Raw genomic sequence first — 17393 nt, forward strand, 5'->3', positions numbered from 1 at the left:
CTTTCAGGCCAGCCTAGTCCACTCGCTGGCCTGGGGAAAGGGTTAGCGGCGGGTCGCGAAGCCCGCCCGGCCGGAGATGAGCTTGTCCAGCAGCATCACCAGCACGCGCTGCTCGGCCTCGGTGAGCACCTCGACCCACCCGGCCTCGCGTTCGTTCTGCGCCTCGAACACCTCGAGCATCTCGGCGTGCCCGGCCTCGGTGAGCGAAAGCCGCACCGAGCGGCCGTCGGTCTCGCCCGGCGTCCGCGTCAGCAAACCTTCGCTGACCAGGGACTTCGCCAGGTTCGACACCGCCGCCCGGCTCATTCCGGTGAGCCGGGCGGCGGCGGACGGTTCGAGCGGCCCGGCCAGCCACACGACGAACAGCACGCGGAACGCCGACCACGACCGCCCGCGCGGCCGGTGCACGGCGGATTCGAGGTCGTAGGTCACCAGGTTCGAAGCCCGGTTCAGCGTCAGCAGCACCTCGGTCGCCAGCTGGTGGCGGAACCCGAACTCGTCGGCCAGCCTGCGGTTGGCCAGCGCGATGAACGACCAGAAGTCGAGCGAGTCCGGGTCCGGCGGCGCGGCGGGGTCCTGCATGGACAGCACGGTACCCGCGCCGCCGGGATAATCAAACTCGAAACTACTTCACCGGACGAGCCAGGCGGGCGCCCGCGTCGCGCGGCACCTTCAGGAACGCCAGCATCACCGCGGCGACGATCAGGCAGCCGATCGGGAAGTACAGCCCGACCGTCACGTCGGTCTCGGTCGCCGCGAGCCCGATCGCGTACGGCCCGAAGAACCCGCCGAGCGCGGCGATCGAGTTGATCGCGGCCAGCCCGACCGCGGTGTGCTCCTTCGACAGCACCCGCGCGGCCATCGCCCAGTACGGCGCGAGGTAGCCGAGCACGCCGATCGCCGCCAGCGACAGGCTGATCAGCGACAACGTCGGCACGGTCTTGAACTGGATCGCGCCGAAGAACCCGATCGCCGCCACCAGCACGGTGCCGATCACGTGGCCCTTGCGCTCGCCGGTGCGGTCGGAGTTGCGGGCGAGCAGCAGCATGCCGACCGCGCCGACCACGTACGGGATCGCGCCGAGCAGGCCGATGTTGGTCGAGGAGTATTTCGGGTCGAGCTGCTTCACGATCAGCGGCAGGAAGAACGTGAGCCCGTACAGGCCGCAGGCGATGAAGAGGTTGGAAATCGCCAGCAGCATCACCTTGCCGTCACGCACCGCGCGCAGTTGGCCGAGGAACGTTTCCTTCTCCTCCGGCACGTACTCGCGGTCGATTTCCGCCTGCAGCCAGGAGCTTTCCTCGGCGGTCAGGAACTTCGCGTCGGCGGGCTTGTTCGGCAGGTAGAAGAAGGTGAGCAAGCCGATCAGCACCGCGGGCGCGCCCTGCAGGATGAACACCCACTGCCAGCTGCTCATCCCGAACCAGTGCACGTGGTCGAGGATCCAGCCGCCGAAGAGGCTGCCGAGGATCAGCGCGATCGGCTGCGCGAGCGCGAGCGTCGCGATGGCCCGGCCGCGTTCCTTGCCGCGGAACCAGAAGGTCAAGTACAGCAGCAGCCCGGGGAACAGGCCCGCTTCGGCGATGCCGAGCAGGATCCGCGCGATCATCAGGTGCGTCACGCTCGCGACGAACCCGGTCAGCACGGTCACGATGCCCCAGCTGACCGCGATCCGGCTGAGCCACAGCCGGGCCCCGACCTTCTTCATGATCATGTTGCTGGGGACCTCGAACACCACGTAGGCGAGGAAGAAGATCGCCGACGCGACGCCGAAGGTCGCGGCCGTGATGGTGAGCTCTTTGGCCATGCCGAGCTGGGCGTAGCCGATGTTCGCCCGGTCCATGTAGTTGAAGATGTAGAGCAGCAGGACGATCGGCATGACGCGGACGCCGACCTTGCGGACGGTTCGTCTGGCCAGCGGGGAGTCCGCCGTGGTGGCGGCTGCGGCGGGGACGGACATGAGGTTTCTCCTCGACGGTGAGCAGTAACTCTTGAGCGGTCAGGCAGCGGCGGAACGGCCGGCGATGCGGCCCATGGTGACGGCGTTGGCGACCGCGTTGCCGCCGCCGACGTAGCGGAAGCCGAGCACGCCCGCCCCGGCCTCGCCCGCGGCGAACAGCCCGGGCACGCGGTCGCCGCGGACGTCGAGCACCGCGGCGCTGGAGTCGATCTCCAGCCCGGCGTGCGTGCAGACCAATTCGGCGGGCAGCGTGCGGGCGGCGAAGAACGGTCCGGTGGCGATTTTCGCGGGCGGTTCGGTCGATCCCTTGGCGGACAAGGTTTCGTGCCGCAGGAACTCCGGATCATCGCCAGTGGGGAGCTGGACGTTCCATCTGTCCACAGTGGCTCGTAGAGCTTCAGCGGGCACGTTCATCTTGCCCGCCAATGCCTCCAAGGTGTCGGCGCGCAGGGTGCGGCCAGCGTCCGCTTCGGACAGTACGTGGTCGGCGTTCCAATGCGCGTAGCCCGGCGGGAGGTCGCGGCGCGCTCGGTCGTCGAAGACCATCCACACTGGACCGTCTTGCGCGGAAATGATGCCGCTGGACACCGCGTACGACGCGTCCTCGTCCATGAACCGGCGGCCGTGCGCGTTCACCAGCACGCGCGAGCGCGGCGGGAAACCGGACTGCCAGTGGTGCAGGCGCTGGAAATACGCGGTCGGCAGCAGCAATCCCCAGCCCTCGCCGGTGATCGAGGCGGACACCTGCTCGCCGAACGCGAAGTGGTCGCCCCGCGAGCCGGGCGCGGCGACGACGAACAGATCCTCGCCCGCCGCGTCCGCGTCCGGGTAGTAGCGCGAGCGCAAGGCGGGGTCCTGAGCGAACCCGCCGCTGGTCACGATCACCGAGTTCGCGCGGACCTCGATGCCGTCGGCGACCACGCCGGCGACCCGGCCATCCTCCACGAGCAGCCGTTCGACCCGGGTGTTCAGCACCGCTTCGGCCCCTGCCTTGCGGCGCGCTCGGTCGAGCACCTGGACAAGGCCGTAGCCCTGGTCCTTCGGCACGTGCCCGCGCCAGACGTCCTCGACGCCCGCGCGGGTCAGCCCCGGCGTGTGCGCGTCGTGCGACACCTTCGCCGGGATCTCCGCGCCGAGCCCGATCAGCCATTCGACGGCCGGACCGGCTTCACGGCAAAACGTCTTGAGCAGCCCGGGTTTCAGCTGCCACTGGTTGAGGTCGAGGTAGTGCTGGAAGAACCGCTCCGGTGTGTCCTCGATGCCCAGTTCGCGCTGGACGCTCGTGCCCGCCGCGGTGAGCATGCCCGCGGACAGCTGGGTCGAGCCGCCGAGTTCCTTCTCCGACTCGAACAGCATCACCGAGGCACCGTGCTCGGCCGCGGAGACCGCCGCAGCAAGGCCCGCGCCGCCACCGCCGATCACCACGACGTCAGCTTCGACGCTCATCCGAGATCACCTCCGGTTTCGGCGAGAATGCGATGGTAGAGACCGTTCGAGACGAGACCACCGTCCACAGTGACCTCGCTTCCGGTCAAATAGGTGGATCGATCCGACAGCAGGAACAGCACCGTGTCGGTGATTTCCTTGGGATCGGCCATCCTTCCGGCAGGCACACTGTCCACAGCGGACTTGACGAACGCGTCCGCGCCCGCCAGCAGCCCGGTGTCGACCAGTCCGGGGTGGACGGAGTTGACCCGGATCCGCCACTTCGCGAAATTGCCCGCGGCGGACTTCGACAATCCGGTCAAGCCCCATTTGCTCGCCGAGTAGGCGGGGGAGAAGTAGCCGATCTGGCCCGAGATCGACGAGATGTTCACGATCGAACCGCCGCCCGAATCGCGCATCAGCGGCGCCGCCGCGCGCATCCCGTGGAACGGCCCGGACAGGTTCACCGCCAGCACGCGGTCCCAGACTTCCGCGGTGGTGTCCTGGAATTCCAGCCGCCGCGAGATCCCGGCGTTGTTCACGAGCCCGCCGAGCGAACCGTGCTCGGCGCGGATCCGGTCGAGCACGCGAGTCCACTGTGCTGGTTCGACAACGTCCATTGTGTACGGAGTAGCCGCACCACCGGCCGCGCGAATCTCGTCCGCGATTTCGTCCGCACCAGCGAAATCCGCGACGCAGACGTGCACCCCACGCTCGCCGAGCGCGCGGGCGTGCTGCGCGCCCATCCCGTTCGCCGCGCCCGTCACGAGCACGACGTCTGGGTAGCGCACGGCTTCGGTGGCGTCAGACATGCCGGGAGCCGCCGTCGACCGCGAGGCTGTGCCCGGTCACGTACCGCGAGCTGTCCGAAAGCAGGAACAGCAACACGCTGCAGACCTCTTCCGGCGAGCCGATCCGGTGCAGCGGCACCGCGTCCAGCGCCTTCGCCAGCGCGGGCGCGTCGTCCTGGATCCAGCGGGTCATTTCGGTGTCGATGTAGCCCGGAGCAATGGAATTGACGCGGATGCCCTGGTCGCCGAGCTCCACCGCGAGCGATTCGGTGAGGTGCGCGACGGCCGCCTTCGAACTGCAGTACGCCGCGCGACCCTTCCGCACACGGACCGCGGACACCGACGCCATGTTGACGATCGCGCTGCCCGGTTCCATCCGCGCGGCCGCGGCCTGCGCGCCGAACAGCACGCCCTCGACGTTCACCGCGAGCGTCGAGCGGATCTGCTCCGGGGTGATGTCGGGAACCTCGCCGTAGGGGAAGATCCCGGCGTTGTTGACCCAGAAGTCGATGCGGCCGAACTCGTCGATCGCGCGCTGCGCGAGGGCGACGTGGTCCTCGGCGCGGGTGACGTCCACCGCGGACGCGACGATCCGGCCCGGCTTGTCCTCAATGGACTCGACGGCGAGCGCGGCGGTGAGTTCGTCGGCGGTGGCGGTCATCGCGGCGGTGTCGAGATCGCCGCCCACCACGTGCACCCCGCGCGTGGCGAGACCGGCGGCGAACCGCGCGCCCATGCCGCGGGCCGCACCGGTGACCACGGCGACCTTGCCCGGCATCTCCGGGTACCGCGCGTTCGCGGGCTGGTGCAGCACCCGGCCGGGGCCGGTGGGGGTGAGAGGGGGGAGGGGGGTGCGCAAGGGGGCTCCTAGGGTGAGGGTGAGGGTGAGTGGGGGGTGTCGTGAGTGTTTATGCCGGCTTGGGTTCTGGTGGTCGTTGCAACACCTGTTGTGGGAGGTGTTGCGGTGGTGGGGAAACGTCGTCGTTGGTTGTCCCGGGGTGTTCGGGTGGCGTTCTGGGACGGGGTGCGGGCCGGGTTGCCGGTGGAGGAGGCGTCTCGGGCGTCGGGCGTGTCGCGGGCTAGCGGGAGGCGGTTGTTCGTCGAGGCTGGCGGTGTGATCGCCAACGCGCCGCAGGCCGGGTCGGGTCGTTATCTCTCGCTGGCCGAGCGGGAGGAAATCATGGTTTTGCGTGCCCGGGAGCTGCCGAGGGCGGAGATCGCGCGGCGGCTGGGCCGGAATCGTTCGACGATCGGGCGGGAACTGGACCGCAACGGCACCGCGGAGGGCTATCGGGCCAGCACCGCGCAGCACGCGGCCGAGCAGCGGGCGAGACGGCCGAAGACGGCGAAACTGGCCGCTGACCCGGTGCTGGCCGAGCGGGTGCGGCAGGACCTGCTCGCGTGGTGGTCCCCGGAGCAGATCGCTGCCAGGCTGAAGCGGGACTTTCCCGACCAGCCGAGGATGCACGTGACCCACGAGACGATCTACCAGGCCCTCTACGTCCAGGGCCGGGGCGCGCTGCGGCGCGAGCTGGCCGCGTGCCTGCGCACCGGTCGCGCGGTCCGCAAACCCCGGCGGACGCCCGACGGGCGCCGCGCCCGCCAGGGCAAGATCGCCGGCATGGTCCCGATCTCCGAACGGCCCCCGGAGGCCGACGACCGGGCGGTGCCCGGGCACTGGGAAGGAGACCTGATCGTCGGCAAGGACGGCCGCTCGGTGATCGGCACCCTGGTCGAACGCTCCAGCAGGTTCTGCCTGCTGCTGCACCTGCCCGACGGCAAAGACGCCGCAGCGGTCGCCGCCGAGATGACCGCGACGATCCAGCGTCTGCCCGAGCAGCTGCGCAGGTCCCTGACCTGGGACCAGGGCACCGAAATGGCCCAGCACGCCGCCGTCACCCTGGCCACCGACCTCGACATCTACTTCTGCGACCCGCACTCGCCCTGGCAACGCGGCTCCAACGAGAACACCAACGGCCTGCTCCGCCAGTACTTCCCCAAAGGCACCGACCTCTCCGCGCACAGCGCCCACGACCTCGCGAAAGTCGCCGCCGAACTCAACGCCCGCCCCCGCAAAACACTCGACTGGGACACCCCCGCCGAACGACTCGCCATGCTACTGTCCTAAATGGACCATGTTGCGACGACCACATGAATCCACCCGGTTCTGACCGGGATGAACACTCACGAGGGTTCTCAGGGCTCGCGGTGCACGGTGCGGCGGCGCACGCGCCAGCCTTCCGCGGTGCGCACGAGCTCGTCGTCCAGCACGGTGAGCCGGTGCAGTCGCGGGGATCCGCCTTCCGGAGTCCCGACGATCTGCAGATAAGCGAGCGCTCGCAGGGCATCCCCGGACTGTCCTAACCGGACTTCCACTGTGGACACCACGTGCCGCAGCCGCTCGCCGGACTCCGCGCACCCGGCGTGGAACCGCTCGGCGAACGCGGTCAGCGCGGCCGTGCCGACCTCGGGTTCCGGATAGCTGGGCGAGACGAACTCCCCGTCCGGGGTGAACGTGGCGGCCCAGCGCGCGGCTTGCCCGGAGTCGATGGCGTGACTCTGGCGGCCGTAGAGCTGATGCACCGCCAGCACGTCCTCGACGGGGACTTCGCTCATGTCAGGGACCTCGATCCGCGGGGAGTTGCCTCGAGCGGCAAACGTGCTATATTCGCACGCACCGTGCGATATGTAGGAACAGTAGGTCGCCGGACAAGCTGTCGTCAAGGGAGTCGTGTGTCCGAAACGGGGACGTCGAAGACGCTGAGCCATGGGCTTCAGGTGCTGGAGCTGCTGGTGGAGCATCCGCAGGGGCTCACGATGACCGAGATCGCCGAGGGGATCGGCGTGCACCGGACGGTCGCGCACCGCCTCGTGCGCACGCTGGAGGCGCACCACCTCTGCCGGCGCGACCGGTTCAAGCGGATTTCGCTCGGCACCGGTCTCGTGCGCCTCGCCGAACCGGTGGAACAGGACCTGCGCACGCTCGCGCGCCCGGTGCTGGAGGAACTCTCGGACGCCGGTCGCGCGTCGGCGCACCTGGTCGTCCGCGAAAACACCGAGCAGGTGCGGATGCTGATGATCGTGGAGCCGCGGCAGGCGCGGATGCACGTGTCGTTCCGCAGCGGCCAGCTCGACCCGATAGGCCGCGGCTCGGCCGGGCTCGCGCTGCTTTCCGCGGAGCCGCCGGTGGAGGGGGAGCGTGAGGAGATCACGCGCGCCCGGTCGCGGGGTTATGCGGTGTCGGTGGGGGAGATCGCACCGGGGATCACGGGGATTTCGGCGGTGGTGCCGACTGGTCGTGACGCACCGGGCACGAGTATCGGCCTCTCGCTGTTCGAGGCCCCGGACCCGGACGAACTGGGCCGGTTGGTGGTGGCCTCGGCACAGCGCCTGGGCTCGCTGCTGAAGTGACTTGACGGCGACGAGCCGGGCATCGTGCAGGTGGGGCTCGTGAGTGTTTATGCCGGTGAGAACCGGCATAAACACTCACGACCCACAGCGCTAACGGCCGACGAGCCCGGCCTCATGCGCGAGCAGCCCGGCCTGGGTCCGGTTCGTGCAGTCGAGCTTCACCAGCATCCGCGACACATAGCTCTTCACCGTCGCCTCCGCGAGATGCAGCCGACCGGCGATGTCCGCATTGGACAGTCCTTCTCCCAGACAGGCCAACACATCCCGCTCCCGCTCGGTCAACCCGGCGGTCCGGCGGCGGGCCTCGTCGTCGCGGCGGTGGCCGTCCGAGGACAGCGCCACCAACCGGCGCGCTGCCGACGGCGACAGCACGGTGTGCCCGTCCGCGGCGACCCGGACCAGGCCGATCAGGTCCTCCGGCGGCGTCGACTTCACCAGGAACCCGGCCGCGCCCGCGCGGAGGGCGCGGATGACGTAGGTGTCCGCGTCGAACGTCGTCAGCGCGACGACCGCGGGCGGTTCCGGCATCGCGCAGATCCGCTCGATCGCGGCCAGCCCGTCCACTCCGGGCATCCGCAGGTCCATCAGCACCACCGAAGGCCGGTGCCGGACGACTTCCTCGACCGCCTCGGCGCCGTCCCGCGCCTGCGCGACTACCTCGATGTCGCCGGCCGAACCGAGGATCGTGCGCAGGTGCGCGCACACCATCGGCTCGTCGTCGGCCACCACGACCGTGATCACCGGGCAGCACCTTCCGTGGTCGGGACGTAGGCGGGAAGTATCGCACCGATCCGGAACCCGCCGCCCGGCACGGGGCCCGCCTCAAAGGTCCCGCCGACCAGTTCGACCCGCTGCCGCAACCCGCTCAGCCCCGCGCCGGAGCCGCTGCCCGCGAGCGTCGCGTCCGGCGGCTTGGCTGAGCTGGTGTTGGCGACGGCCACGTCCAGCCCGCCCGGGTGATAGCGCAGCGAAACCGACGCCGAACAGCCCGGCGCGTGCTTGCGGATGTTGGTCAGCGCCTCCTGCACCACGCGATACGCGGTGCGCGCGACGGTCGGCGACACCGAAGTCCGGTCGCCGGTCACGGAAAGCTCGGTCGCGATGCCGACCGCCACCGATTCGGCGACCAGGTCCGCCACCTCGCCCGGCAGCGGCGGATTCGGCACCGGCGGTTCGATGCCGGTGCCGTTGCGCAGCACGCCGACCAGATCGCGGAGTTCGTCCAGGGCATGCGCACCCTCGCGCCGGATGTCCTCGGCAGCCGACTTCACCGACGGGTCCGGCGACGTCACGCCGAGCGCGCCTGCGTGGAGCACCATCAGGCTCAATCGATGGGTGACGACGTCGTGCATCTCGCTCGCCAGCCGACGCCGCTCGGCCGCCAGCGCCTGTTCGGCGAGCAGATGCTGTTCGCGTTCCGCGCGTTCGGCCCGGTCCCGCAACGAACTCAACAGCTGCCGGCGCGCCTCGAAGTACAGCGAGACCGCCACCGGAAGCGCGGTGCTCAGCAATCCGAACGGCGTCGTGTTCCAGGCCGGGTTCCACGGCCGCGTCGCCAGCAGCGCGAGGAATCCGGCGATCCACAACAGCCGCCGCCGGTCCAACTGCCGGACGAGCTGCGCCAGCACGATCGGCGTGATCGTGGGAACGGTCATCAGTGTCGGCTGGCGGGTGGGCACGAGCAATCCGGGGGAGAAGAGGTCGGACGCCAGCATCGCCAGCGAGGCCACGATCAGCAGTCCGGCCACCGCGTTCGGGAAGCGCGCGAGGAGAAGGAGGGACGCGTCGCAGACCAGCTCCAGGACGAGCGTCGCGTACGGCCCGAGGAAACCGGTGGTGGGCCCGGCGGCGAGAAAGAGCCCGAAGTCGAGGCAGGCGAACGCCAGCGCGGCGCCGCCCAGCCAGAGCCAGTCGGTCGACCGCGGCCAGGAACGGCACGTGCTGGTCACCGGGCCACGGTATCCGTTCGCCGACCGCGCCGCGCCGGATCCGCACCGCCCGGGTGGCGGACTACCGCCGAAAGTTGCGGACGCGCCGGAGATGATCCACTTTCGTCGCTGCGAGTCGCTACCGAGCACGCTTACCCCGTACCCGCCCGGCGCGGTGGACTCGATGCCATGACGAGCGAAGGAATCCCGCGGTTCGCCCGGCTGCCGGTGCTGGCGGTCGCGGCGGCCGCCGTCGCGCTGCTGGTGGCGACGAGCACCCGGTACGCGCACGGGTTCGACGAGCTGTACTTCCTCGTGGCCGGTCGAGATCACCTGGCCTGGGGGTATTTCGACCAGCCGCCGCTCGTCCCGCTGCTGGCCGGCGCGCTCGACCAGTGGTTCCCCGGTTCGCTGGCCGCGCTGCGGCTGCCGATGGCGCTCGCGGCCGGCGCCGGGGTCGTGGTGACCGCGCTGACCGCCCGCGAGCTCGGCGGCGGGCGCGGGGCACAGGTGATGGCGGCCGGGGCGTATGCGACGTCGGGGCTGATCATCATCAGCCACTGGGTCGCCACGTACGCGCTGGATCCGTTCTTCTGGACGCTCGTGGTGTTCTTGCTCGTGCGCTGGACCCGGACCCGGCGCGACGGCTTGCTCGTGTGGGCCGGAGTGGTCACCGCGGTGTCGCTGCAGACGAAATTCCTGATTCCCGCGTTGTGGGGCGCGGTGCTGGTGTCCGCGCTCGTTCTCGGACCGCGGAAGCTCGTTTCCCGGCCGAAACTGTGGCTGGGCGCGCTGATCGCCGCCGTGGCCACCCTGCCGACGTTCCTTTGGCAAGCCACGCACGACTGGGCTTACACCCGGATGGGCGAAGTCGTCGCGGCCGAATTCCCCGGCTACCTCACCTTCGCGCGCGACGGTGTGCTCGGCGCCGGAATGGGAATCGGCGTGCTGGCCCTGCTCTACGGGATGTGGCGGCTGTTCCGCTCGCCGGACCTGGTGCCGTACCGGTACCTCGCGGTGGCGTTGCTGCTGGTCGTGGCGGTGATCATCGGGACGCACGGCCGCTCGTACTACTTGATGAGCCTGTATTCGCTCCCGTTCGCCGCCGCCGCGACGGAGCTTTCCCGGCGGAATCTGGTGCGCTGGTGGAAGATCCCCGTCGGAATCGCTTTCGTGCTTTCGGCGGCGGTCACCGTGGCCGGGCTTCCGGTGTGGCCAGCGTCGATGAAAGCGACGTCGTTCGGCCCGATTTCGCTCGGCACCGTTTTCGCGGCAGGGGAGACCGCGCAACAGCAGCTGGCGGACGGCGTCGGGCAGACATATCGGTCGCTGCCCGAGTCAGTACGGCGGGAAACCGCTGTATACGGGGAAATCTACCCGTTCGCCGCGGCCGTGGAGTACTACGGACCGCGGTACGGGATCAATAACGTCTACAGTGGACACCGAGGATACTGGTACTTCGACCAGCCGCCGGATTCAGCGAAGAACGTGCTTTTCGCGGGCTTCGACCCGGCGTTGCTGAGACCGTACTTCTCTTCGGTGACCGAAGTGGTGCCCGGACTGATGTGGCTGTACACCGGGCGGAAGCAATCCTGGGAAACGATCTGGCCAGAGGTGAAGAAACAATGAGCGATTCCTTGCCCGCGCGAGCGTATTTTCTCGCCTGCGACACCGACGGCGGCCCGGTCTCCCGCCGCTCCAACGCGGCCCTGCTGGTCCGCGCCGCCGCGGTGACCGACCTGGTGCTGCGCGGAAACCTCCGCGACCAGCGCGGCCACGCCGAACCGACCGGCGCCGCCCCGACCGGAGACCTCCTCCTCGACGACCTGCTCGCCGACGTCCGCGCACACAGCTCAGCGTCCTGGCGAGCGTTGCTGCGGCGCGGCAAAAACGACACGTTGCAGTCGCTGGAAACACAACTGTCCGCAGCGGGCTTGCTCGAAGAAGGAAGCAGTTCAGTCTTGCACCGCAAGGTTTTGGTCCCTTCCGACCCGACGCGAGTGCGCGATGCACACGCGCAACTCGACCACGCCCTGACCGCGCCACTGTCCGAAGTGGACGCCCCCACCGCAGCGCTGGCCGCCTTAGCCGCTGCCTCCGGAGCCGGGATGTCCCGATCGGACGCGCGGCACCACTCCGATCGGCTGGCGGAGCTGGAGAAGCTCGCCGGACCAGTGGTGCCAGCGCTGCGCAAGGCGGTAGCGGGCCGACGAGCGGCACGGATCGCCGCGTTCTCCGGCGGTTCCGGGGGCTGAGCCGGGGCCGTCGCCTCAGCCGAGGGGGCTGAGGCGACGGTTCGGCCGCCGCCGAAGCGTCGAGGTCGTACCGTGGCGGACATGACCTCCTTCGCCGCGCTGCACGTCCCCGGCCGTCCGCTGCTTCTGCCGAACGTCTGGGAGTTCGGCTTCGCCGCCGCCCTCGCCGACGCGGGCCATCCGGCCGTCGGCACCACGAGCCTCGGCGTCTCGGCCGCCGCCGGGCTCGCCGACGGCGCCCCGGAATCCCGCGCCGCGACCGTCGCACTGGCGAAATCGCTGGCACCACTGGACATCCTGGTCAGCGTCGACCTCGCCGACGGCTTCAGCACCGACCCCGCCGAAGTAGCGGACCTCGTCGCGGAACTCGCGGACGCCGGGGTGGCGGGCGTCAACCTGGAAGACGGCCGAGCCGACACCCTCGCGCCGATCGTCGTTCAGGCCGCGCTGCTGGCCAAGGTGCGCGAACGAGTCCCGGACATGTTCCTCAACGCCCGCACCGACACGCATTGGCTCGGCACCGGCCCGGTCGCGGACGCCGTCACCCGGGCCCGCGCGTACGCCGACGCCGGTGCCGACTGCGTATTCGTTCCCGGCCTGCACGATCCCGCGGACGTGACCGAATTGGTCGAAGCGGTCGAAGTACCGGTAAATCTGCTGCACCTGCCCGGGAAAGCCACTTTTTCGGAATTGGCTTCTTTGGGTGTGGCGAGGGTCAGCCTCGGCTCAACCCCTTACCGCGTAGCGCTTTCCGCCGCACTGGCCACAGTGGACTCAGTGCGGGAAGAGACGGGGCTGCCGATGAGTCCGCCGTCGTACGGTGAAATCACGGCGCTGCTCCCGTAATCTGCCCGACATGATCTTCGGAGGAAACGCCGACTTCGCTGTCCCCGCCGGATACCTCAACACGCCCAGCATCGGGATCCCGCCCACGCCCGTCGCCGAAGCGGTAGAAGCAGCGGTCGCCCGGTGGCGCACCGGGCAGGACACCCCGTCGGACTTCGACGAGGCGGTATCCCGTTCCCGCAACGGATTCGCGCGGCTCGCGGGCGTTCCGGCGGATCGGGTGGCGATCGGCGCGTCGGTGTCGCAACTGGTGGCGAATGTCGCCGGCGGACTGGCTCCGGACGCCCGCGTTCTCGTCGCGGAGAACGAATTCACCAGCGTCACCTTCCCGTTCGCGCAGCGGGCGAACGTCACCGAAGCGCCGCTCGCCAAGCTGGCGCAGCACGTCGAAGGCCACGACCTCGTCGCGGTCAGCCTCGCGCAGTCTTCCGACGGCGCGCTCCTCGACACCGCCGCGCTGCGGGCCGCCGCCGAAGCCGCGGACGTGCCGGTGCTGATCGACGTCACGCAGGCCGCCGGATGGATTCCGCTGGACGTCGCGTGGGCGGACTGGATCGTCTGCGCGGGCTACAAATGGCTGTTCTCGCCGCGCGGCTGCGCCTGGCTCGCGGTGCACCCGAGGGCGCACGAGCGGACCCGCCCGGTCGCCGCGAACTGGTACGCCGGCGACGATCCGTGGTCCTCGGTATACGGAATGCCACTGCGCCTGGCCGGAAACGCCCGCGGGTTCGACCTTTCGCCGGTGTGGCTGTCGCACGTTGGCGCTGCGGAAGCGTTCGACTACTTCGCGTCACTGGACCTGGCCGCGGTGCACGAACACAACGCCGGCCTGGCCGATTCCCTGCGCGCCGCAGCGGGCCTGGAGCCGCAGGGGAGCGCGATCGTGGCACTGGAAGCCGATCCGGCGCGGATCGCCGAAGCCGGGGTCGTCGCGGGCGTCCGCAACGGGCGGGTACGGGTCGGTTTCCACCTCTACAACGGCCCTGACGACGTCGAACGCGTTCTGGGCGCCCTTGGCTGAGCGTCTGGGCTCACCGCCGGAGAAGCGGTGAACTACGGTGGTCGCGTGTCGCACCCGCAGTTCACCCCCGGTACCCCCGGCCTTTCGGACACGGCCCCGATCCCGGCCGTGCCCGCGCAACCGGGCCCGCCGCCGTCCGGACCGCCGCGCAACAACCGCACTCTGCTGCTGCGCGGCGCCGGACTCGTGGCGATCGCCGTCGTGGCCGGACTCGTCTGGTACCTGATCCGGCACGAAAGCACGCCGGAAACGCCGGTCGCCGAGCCCCCGGCGACCACGACGAAGCCCGCGTTCGACTACAAGCTGGCCGAAGGCCCGGTGAAGGCCACCGACTGCGCCGCGAACTCCTACACCGACGCCAAGAAGTTCTTCCAGGACAACCCGTGCAAGTCCTTGGCGCGGGCGCTGTACACGGTGCAGTCCGGCGATGCGAAGGCGCTGGTCTCGGTCGTGCTGGTGACGATGCCCGACGCGGCGAAGGCGACGGAGCTGAAACAGCTCACCGACCGCGACGGCACGGGCAACGTGAGCGACCTGGTCCGCGACGGCACGTTCCACGACACCGACGCTCCGAAGCTGAGCGGCAACGAGGCGGAGTACGAGTCGAAGGCCAGCGGCTCCGAAGTGACGATCGTGCTGACCGATTTTTATTACGGCCACCACGACAAGCAGCTGCTGAACCGGATCGCGAAGAACGCGCTGAAGCTGTCCGGGAAGCTCCGCTGAGGTGGTCTTGAACGCGCAGGCCGGTCACGTCCGGCCTGCGCGCTTTTGCTACGAGGGCTGCCCGGGGAGTGCAACCGCGGCGGGCTTCTGACCCGCCTCCTGCCGCCAAGGCATCCCGCGCCGCGTGGTGCTGCACTGCTGTTTCGAGCTCCGCGCCAGCTGGGGCGCGACCTCGGCAGGCATCGCGCCCGCGTCCTCCGCCCGGACAGCCCGCCGCGTCGCAACCGCACAAGTGGCTCGGGCGGGCGTGCGTCGCCCCCTCAAGCCGCGCGTCCACCAAGCTCCGCTGGCGTGGTCTCGTGCGTGCATATCCCGGTTAGAACCGGCATCCGCACTCACGACCTCTACGAGGGCTGCCCAGGCAACGCCACCGCAGCAGGCTTCTGACCGGCCTCCTGCCGCCAAGGCATCCCGCGCCGCGCCGAAGCCACCAACGCCTGCAACGCCATCCCGCGCAACCCCGCGTCGTCGGTATGCGTAAGCACGGCAAGCCAAGCCGCCGCCGTGTCCGCCTCCGCGCTCGCCACGAGGGCAGCAGCCGAAGCAGTGTCCGTAACCGGCTTAGGCGGCACGTACGCGGCTTCAGGAGCCACCGGCGTCGCCGAAGCCGAAGTGATCATCTGCGTCACCACATCGCGTCGCGCGGTGTGCTCCGCGCGCCCGGCCTTCACCGCGTCCCCGAAATCACCCGGCAGGAACGCCGTCACCAGCCCGTACACCCACAACGACGCGTGCTCGGCCGCCAGCGCCTTCTGCAGCGAATCCACCGCTTCCTTCGGCACCGACGACGGCGCGGCCGCGGCCTTCGCGTCGGCGCCCGGCCCGAGCTCCGGCGCGATCCGCTGCAGCCCGGCGCATCCGGCGGCCACCGAGGCGACGAGACCGGCCCGGTACGCGGGCAGCGCCGCCACCAGGTCCTCGGCCTGCTTGCGCGCGGCGGCCAGCCGGTCCTTGAACCCGCCAAGATCAGCGGGCGCGGGCGGGACGTTCCCCGCCTTCTTGGGCCGGTTCAGCCGGTCCACCTCGGCCTTCAGCGCGGCCGCCTGCGCGGCTCTGGCGTCGGCCACCTGGCCGGCCGCGTCGCCGCCGGACGGCAGCTTCCTTGCCGCGGCGGCGTCCGCCTCGGCCATCGCCAGCAGCGGGGCCAGCGGATCGGGGGCGTCGTCGTAGCCGCCCGAGCAGGCGGCGAGCGGCACAGCCGCGGCGACAGTGGCGCTCAGTGCGCCCAGACGCAGCACGGCGCGCCGGGAGAGGTCTGCGGTCACGTCGGCCCATCCTGCCAGGCCGCCCGGGTGCGCCGCCGCTCGCGCGTCTTCGCGGGGGCGCAGGATAAGCTTGACCTCCACTGACCAACAGGCCGAACAGGAGTGCTCCACGTGCCCAACGAACTCGCCAGCCGGCTGGAGCCGATCGTGGCCGAAGCCGTCACGACCGCGGGCTTCGACCTCGACTCGCTCGAGGTGCAGCAAGCCGGACGGCGACAGCTGGTGAAGGTGGTCGTCGACTCCGACGACGGCGTCGGGCTGGACGAGGTCGCCGAAGTCAGCCGCACCGTCTCGGCCGCACTCGACGAGAACGAGCACGTGCTGGCGAGCGCCTACACGCTCGAAGTCACCTCTCCCGGCCTCGACCGGCCGCTCACCCAGCAGCGGCACTGGCGGCGCGCCCGGTTCCGCCTCGTCAAGATCACGCCCGTCGAGGGCGCGGCCTACCTCGCCCGCGTCGGGCACGCCGGCGAGAAGAGCGTGCGCGCGCTCGTCGACGGCCGGATCAAGGACGTGCACTACCAGTCCGTCGCGAAAGCCGTGGTGGAAGTCGAATTCAAGCAACCGCCCGCCGAAGACCTCAAAGCCCTGACCGCGGACGAAGACGAAAAGAAGGAGGAGTCGAAGTGAACGTGGACATCGCCGCGCTGCGGGCGATCGAACGGGACAAGGACATCCCCTTCGACACGGTCATCGAGGCCATCGAGACCGCGCTGCTCACCGCGTACAAGCACACCGAGGGCCACCAGTCGCACGCCCGCATCGACATCGACCGCAAGACCGGCCTCGTCCGCGTCCTCGCGCACACCCTCACCTCCGAGGGCGAGGTCGACGAGGAATGGGACGACACCCCCGAGGGCTTCGGCCGGATCGCCGCCACCACCGCGCGCCAGGTCATCCTGCAGCGGCTGCGCGACGCCGAGCACGAGAAGACCTACGGCGAGTTCTCCGCCAAGGAGGGCGAGATCGTGGCCGGAGTGGTGCAGCGCGACGCGCGCGCCAACGCCCGCGGCATGGTCGTGATCCAGGTCGGCGACACCGAGGGCGTGCTGCCGCAGGCCGAACAGGTCGCGGGGGAGTCCTACGAACACGGCACCCGGATCAAGGCGTTCGTGTTCGGCGTGTCGCGCAGCAACCGCGGCCCGCAGATCATGCTGTCGCGCTCGCACCCGAACCTGGTGCGCAAGCTGTTCGCGCTGGAGGTCCCGGAGATCGCCGACGGCACCGTCGAGATCGCCGCGGTCGCCCGCGAACCGGGACACCGGTCGAAGATCGCCGTGCGCTCCACCATCCCCGGCGTCAACGCCAAGGGCGCCTGCATCGGCCCGATGGGCGCGCGCGTGCGGAACGTGATGAGCGAGCTCGCCGGCGAGAAGATCGACATCATCGACTGGTCCGACGACCCGGCCAAGTTCGTCGGGAATGCATTGTCGCCCGCGAAGGTTGTCTCGGTACGTGTCGTGGACGAGCGGGCCAAGACGGCGAGGGTCGTCGTCCCGGACTTCCAGCTGTCGCTCGCGATCGGCAAGGAAGGCCAGAACGCCCGGCTGGCGGCCCGGCTCACCGGCTGGCGGATCGACATCCGGAGCGACGCGGCGCCCGCCGAGCCGGCCGGTCCGGCCGAGGGTGAGCAAGACCACGCCGGCCAGGCGCGGCCCGCCGCGGCAACCGGTTCGGCCGACTGAAGGTGCAGGCGCTAGACTCGACAACGGTTCAAGACCCGCGAAGGGCTACTGGGGACACCCCCGACCTCCAGCGTCACCGG

General features: G+C 70.1%; 18 protein-coding genes. 9 read left to right on the forward strand and 9 right to left on the reverse strand.

Features of this window, described 5'->3' with window-relative positions; genetic code table 11:
- Nucleotides 1–42 precede the first annotated feature (42 nt).
- The 5 genes from AB5I40_RS42560 to AB5I40_RS42580 are packed head-to-tail and all read right to left on the reverse strand — an operon-like array spanning nucleotide 43 to nucleotide 4954.
- A complete protein-coding gene (locus tag AB5I40_RS42560) occupies nucleotides 43–582 on the reverse strand; it encodes a MarR family winged helix-turn-helix transcriptional regulator (RefSeq protein WP_370935856.1) in 540 nt (179 codons plus the stop codon).
- Nucleotides 583–625: 43 nt separating this feature from the next.
- A complete protein-coding gene (locus tag AB5I40_RS42565; RefSeq protein WP_370935857.1) occupies nucleotides 626–1960 on the reverse strand; it encodes an MFS transporter in 1335 nt (444 codons plus the stop codon).
- Nucleotides 1961–1999: 39 nt separating this feature from the next.
- Entirely contained in the window at nucleotides 2000–3406 is a 1407-nt protein-coding gene (locus AB5I40_RS42570; protein WP_370935858.1) for an FAD-dependent oxidoreductase, read from the reverse strand.
- Complete coding sequence (locus AB5I40_RS42575; protein WP_370935859.1) at nucleotides 3403–4197, reverse strand: SDR family NAD(P)-dependent oxidoreductase; 795 nt, start codon at nucleotides 4195–4197, stop codon at nucleotides 3403–3405. Before AB5I40_RS42575 ends, AB5I40_RS42570 begins: the two co-directional genes overlap by 4 nt.
- Nucleotides 4190–4954, reverse strand: coding sequence for an SDR family NAD(P)-dependent oxidoreductase (locus tag AB5I40_RS42580; protein ID WP_370940714.1), 765 nt, complete (start codon nucleotides 4952–4954; stop codon nucleotides 4190–4192). Before AB5I40_RS42580 ends, AB5I40_RS42575 begins: the two co-directional genes overlap by 8 nt.
- A 132-nt stretch (nucleotides 4955–5086) precedes the next feature.
- Between AB5I40_RS42580 and AB5I40_RS42585 the strand changes: the two genes are divergently transcribed.
- Entirely contained in the window at nucleotides 5087–6304 is a 1218-nt protein-coding gene (locus tag AB5I40_RS42585; protein ID WP_370935860.1) for an IS30 family transposase, read from the forward strand.
- Nucleotides 6305–6372: 68 nt separating this feature from the next.
- On the opposite strand, the gene AB5I40_RS42590 is transcribed toward AB5I40_RS42585, so the two are convergent.
- Complete coding sequence (locus AB5I40_RS42590; RefSeq protein ID WP_370935861.1) at nucleotides 6373–6792, reverse strand: nuclear transport factor 2 family protein; 420 nt, start codon at nucleotides 6790–6792, stop codon at nucleotides 6373–6375.
- A gap of 117 nt (nucleotides 6793–6909) precedes the next feature.
- Here AB5I40_RS42590 and AB5I40_RS42595 point away from each other — a divergent pair, with 117 nt between their 5' ends.
- Nucleotides 6910–7587 carry an IclR family transcriptional regulator gene (locus AB5I40_RS42595; RefSeq protein ID WP_370935862.1) on the forward strand — a complete coding sequence of 226 codons (678 nt, stop codon included), beginning with the start codon at nucleotides 6910–6912 and terminating at the stop codon, nucleotides 7585–7587.
- A gap of 90 nt (nucleotides 7588–7677) precedes the next feature.
- Here AB5I40_RS42595 and AB5I40_RS42600 read toward each other — a convergent pair whose 3' ends face one another.
- Nucleotides 7678–8328: a response regulator gene (locus AB5I40_RS42600; protein ID WP_370935863.1), complete on the reverse strand. Its 651-nt coding sequence runs from the start codon at nucleotides 8326–8328 to the stop codon at nucleotides 7678–7680.
- Nucleotides 8325–9536, reverse strand: a complete 1212-nt coding sequence (locus AB5I40_RS42605) for a sensor histidine kinase (RefSeq protein WP_370935864.1) — start codon at nucleotides 9534–9536, stop codon at nucleotides 8325–8327. Before AB5I40_RS42605 ends, AB5I40_RS42600 begins: the two co-directional genes overlap by 4 nt.
- 168 nt (nucleotides 9537–9704) lie before the next feature.
- Here AB5I40_RS42605 and AB5I40_RS42610 point away from each other — a divergent pair, with 168 nt between their 5' ends.
- From AB5I40_RS42610 to AB5I40_RS42630, 5 genes are all read left to right on the forward strand, one after another.
- Nucleotides 9705–11144 (forward strand): ArnT family glycosyltransferase, encoded by a 1440-nt coding sequence (locus AB5I40_RS42610; RefSeq protein WP_370935865.1) that lies wholly within the window; start codon nucleotides 9705–9707, stop codon nucleotides 11142–11144.
- Nucleotides 11141–11770, forward strand: coding sequence for a GPP34 family phosphoprotein (locus AB5I40_RS42615; RefSeq protein ID WP_370935866.1), 630 nt, complete (start codon nucleotides 11141–11143; stop codon nucleotides 11768–11770). Before AB5I40_RS42610 ends, AB5I40_RS42615 begins: the two co-directional genes overlap by 4 nt.
- Before the next feature lie 81 nt (nucleotides 11771–11851).
- Nucleotides 11852–12616, forward strand: a complete 765-nt coding sequence (locus tag AB5I40_RS42620) for an isocitrate lyase/phosphoenolpyruvate mutase family protein (protein ID WP_370935867.1) — start codon at nucleotides 11852–11854, stop codon at nucleotides 12614–12616.
- A gap of 10 nt (nucleotides 12617–12626) precedes the next feature.
- Nucleotides 12627–13637: an aminotransferase class V-fold PLP-dependent enzyme gene (locus AB5I40_RS42625; RefSeq protein WP_370935868.1), complete on the forward strand. Its 1011-nt coding sequence runs from the start codon at nucleotides 12627–12629 to the stop codon at nucleotides 13635–13637.
- A 45-nt stretch (nucleotides 13638–13682) separates the two neighbouring features.
- Entirely contained in the window at nucleotides 13683–14363 is a 681-nt protein-coding gene (locus AB5I40_RS42630) for a hypothetical protein (RefSeq protein ID WP_370935869.1), read from the forward strand.
- A gap of 344 nt (nucleotides 14364–14707) precedes the next feature.
- On the opposite strand, the gene AB5I40_RS42635 is transcribed toward AB5I40_RS42630, so the two are convergent.
- On the reverse strand, nucleotides 14708–15628 hold the full coding sequence (locus AB5I40_RS42635) for a ferritin-like domain-containing protein (RefSeq protein ID WP_370935870.1): 921 nt from the start codon (nucleotides 15626–15628) through the stop codon (nucleotides 14708–14710).
- A 111-nt stretch (nucleotides 15629–15739) separates the two neighbouring features.
- Here AB5I40_RS42635 and rimP point away from each other — a divergent pair, with 111 nt between their 5' ends.
- Together rimP and nusA are read left to right on the forward strand one after the other, a co-directional pair.
- Entirely contained in the window at nucleotides 15740–16258 is a 519-nt protein-coding gene (rimP, locus tag AB5I40_RS42640) for a ribosome maturation factor RimP (RefSeq protein ID WP_370935871.1), read from the forward strand.
- A complete protein-coding gene (gene nusA / locus AB5I40_RS42645; RefSeq protein ID WP_344284628.1) occupies nucleotides 16255–17313 on the forward strand; it encodes a transcription termination factor NusA in 1059 nt (352 codons plus the stop codon). Before rimP ends, nusA begins: the two co-directional genes overlap by 4 nt.
- Nucleotides 17314–17393: the final 80 nt, after the last annotated feature.

This window comes from Amycolatopsis sp. cg13 (genome assembly GCF_041346965.1).
GTDB lineage: Bacteria > Actinomycetota > Actinomycetes > Mycobacteriales > Pseudonocardiaceae > Amycolatopsis.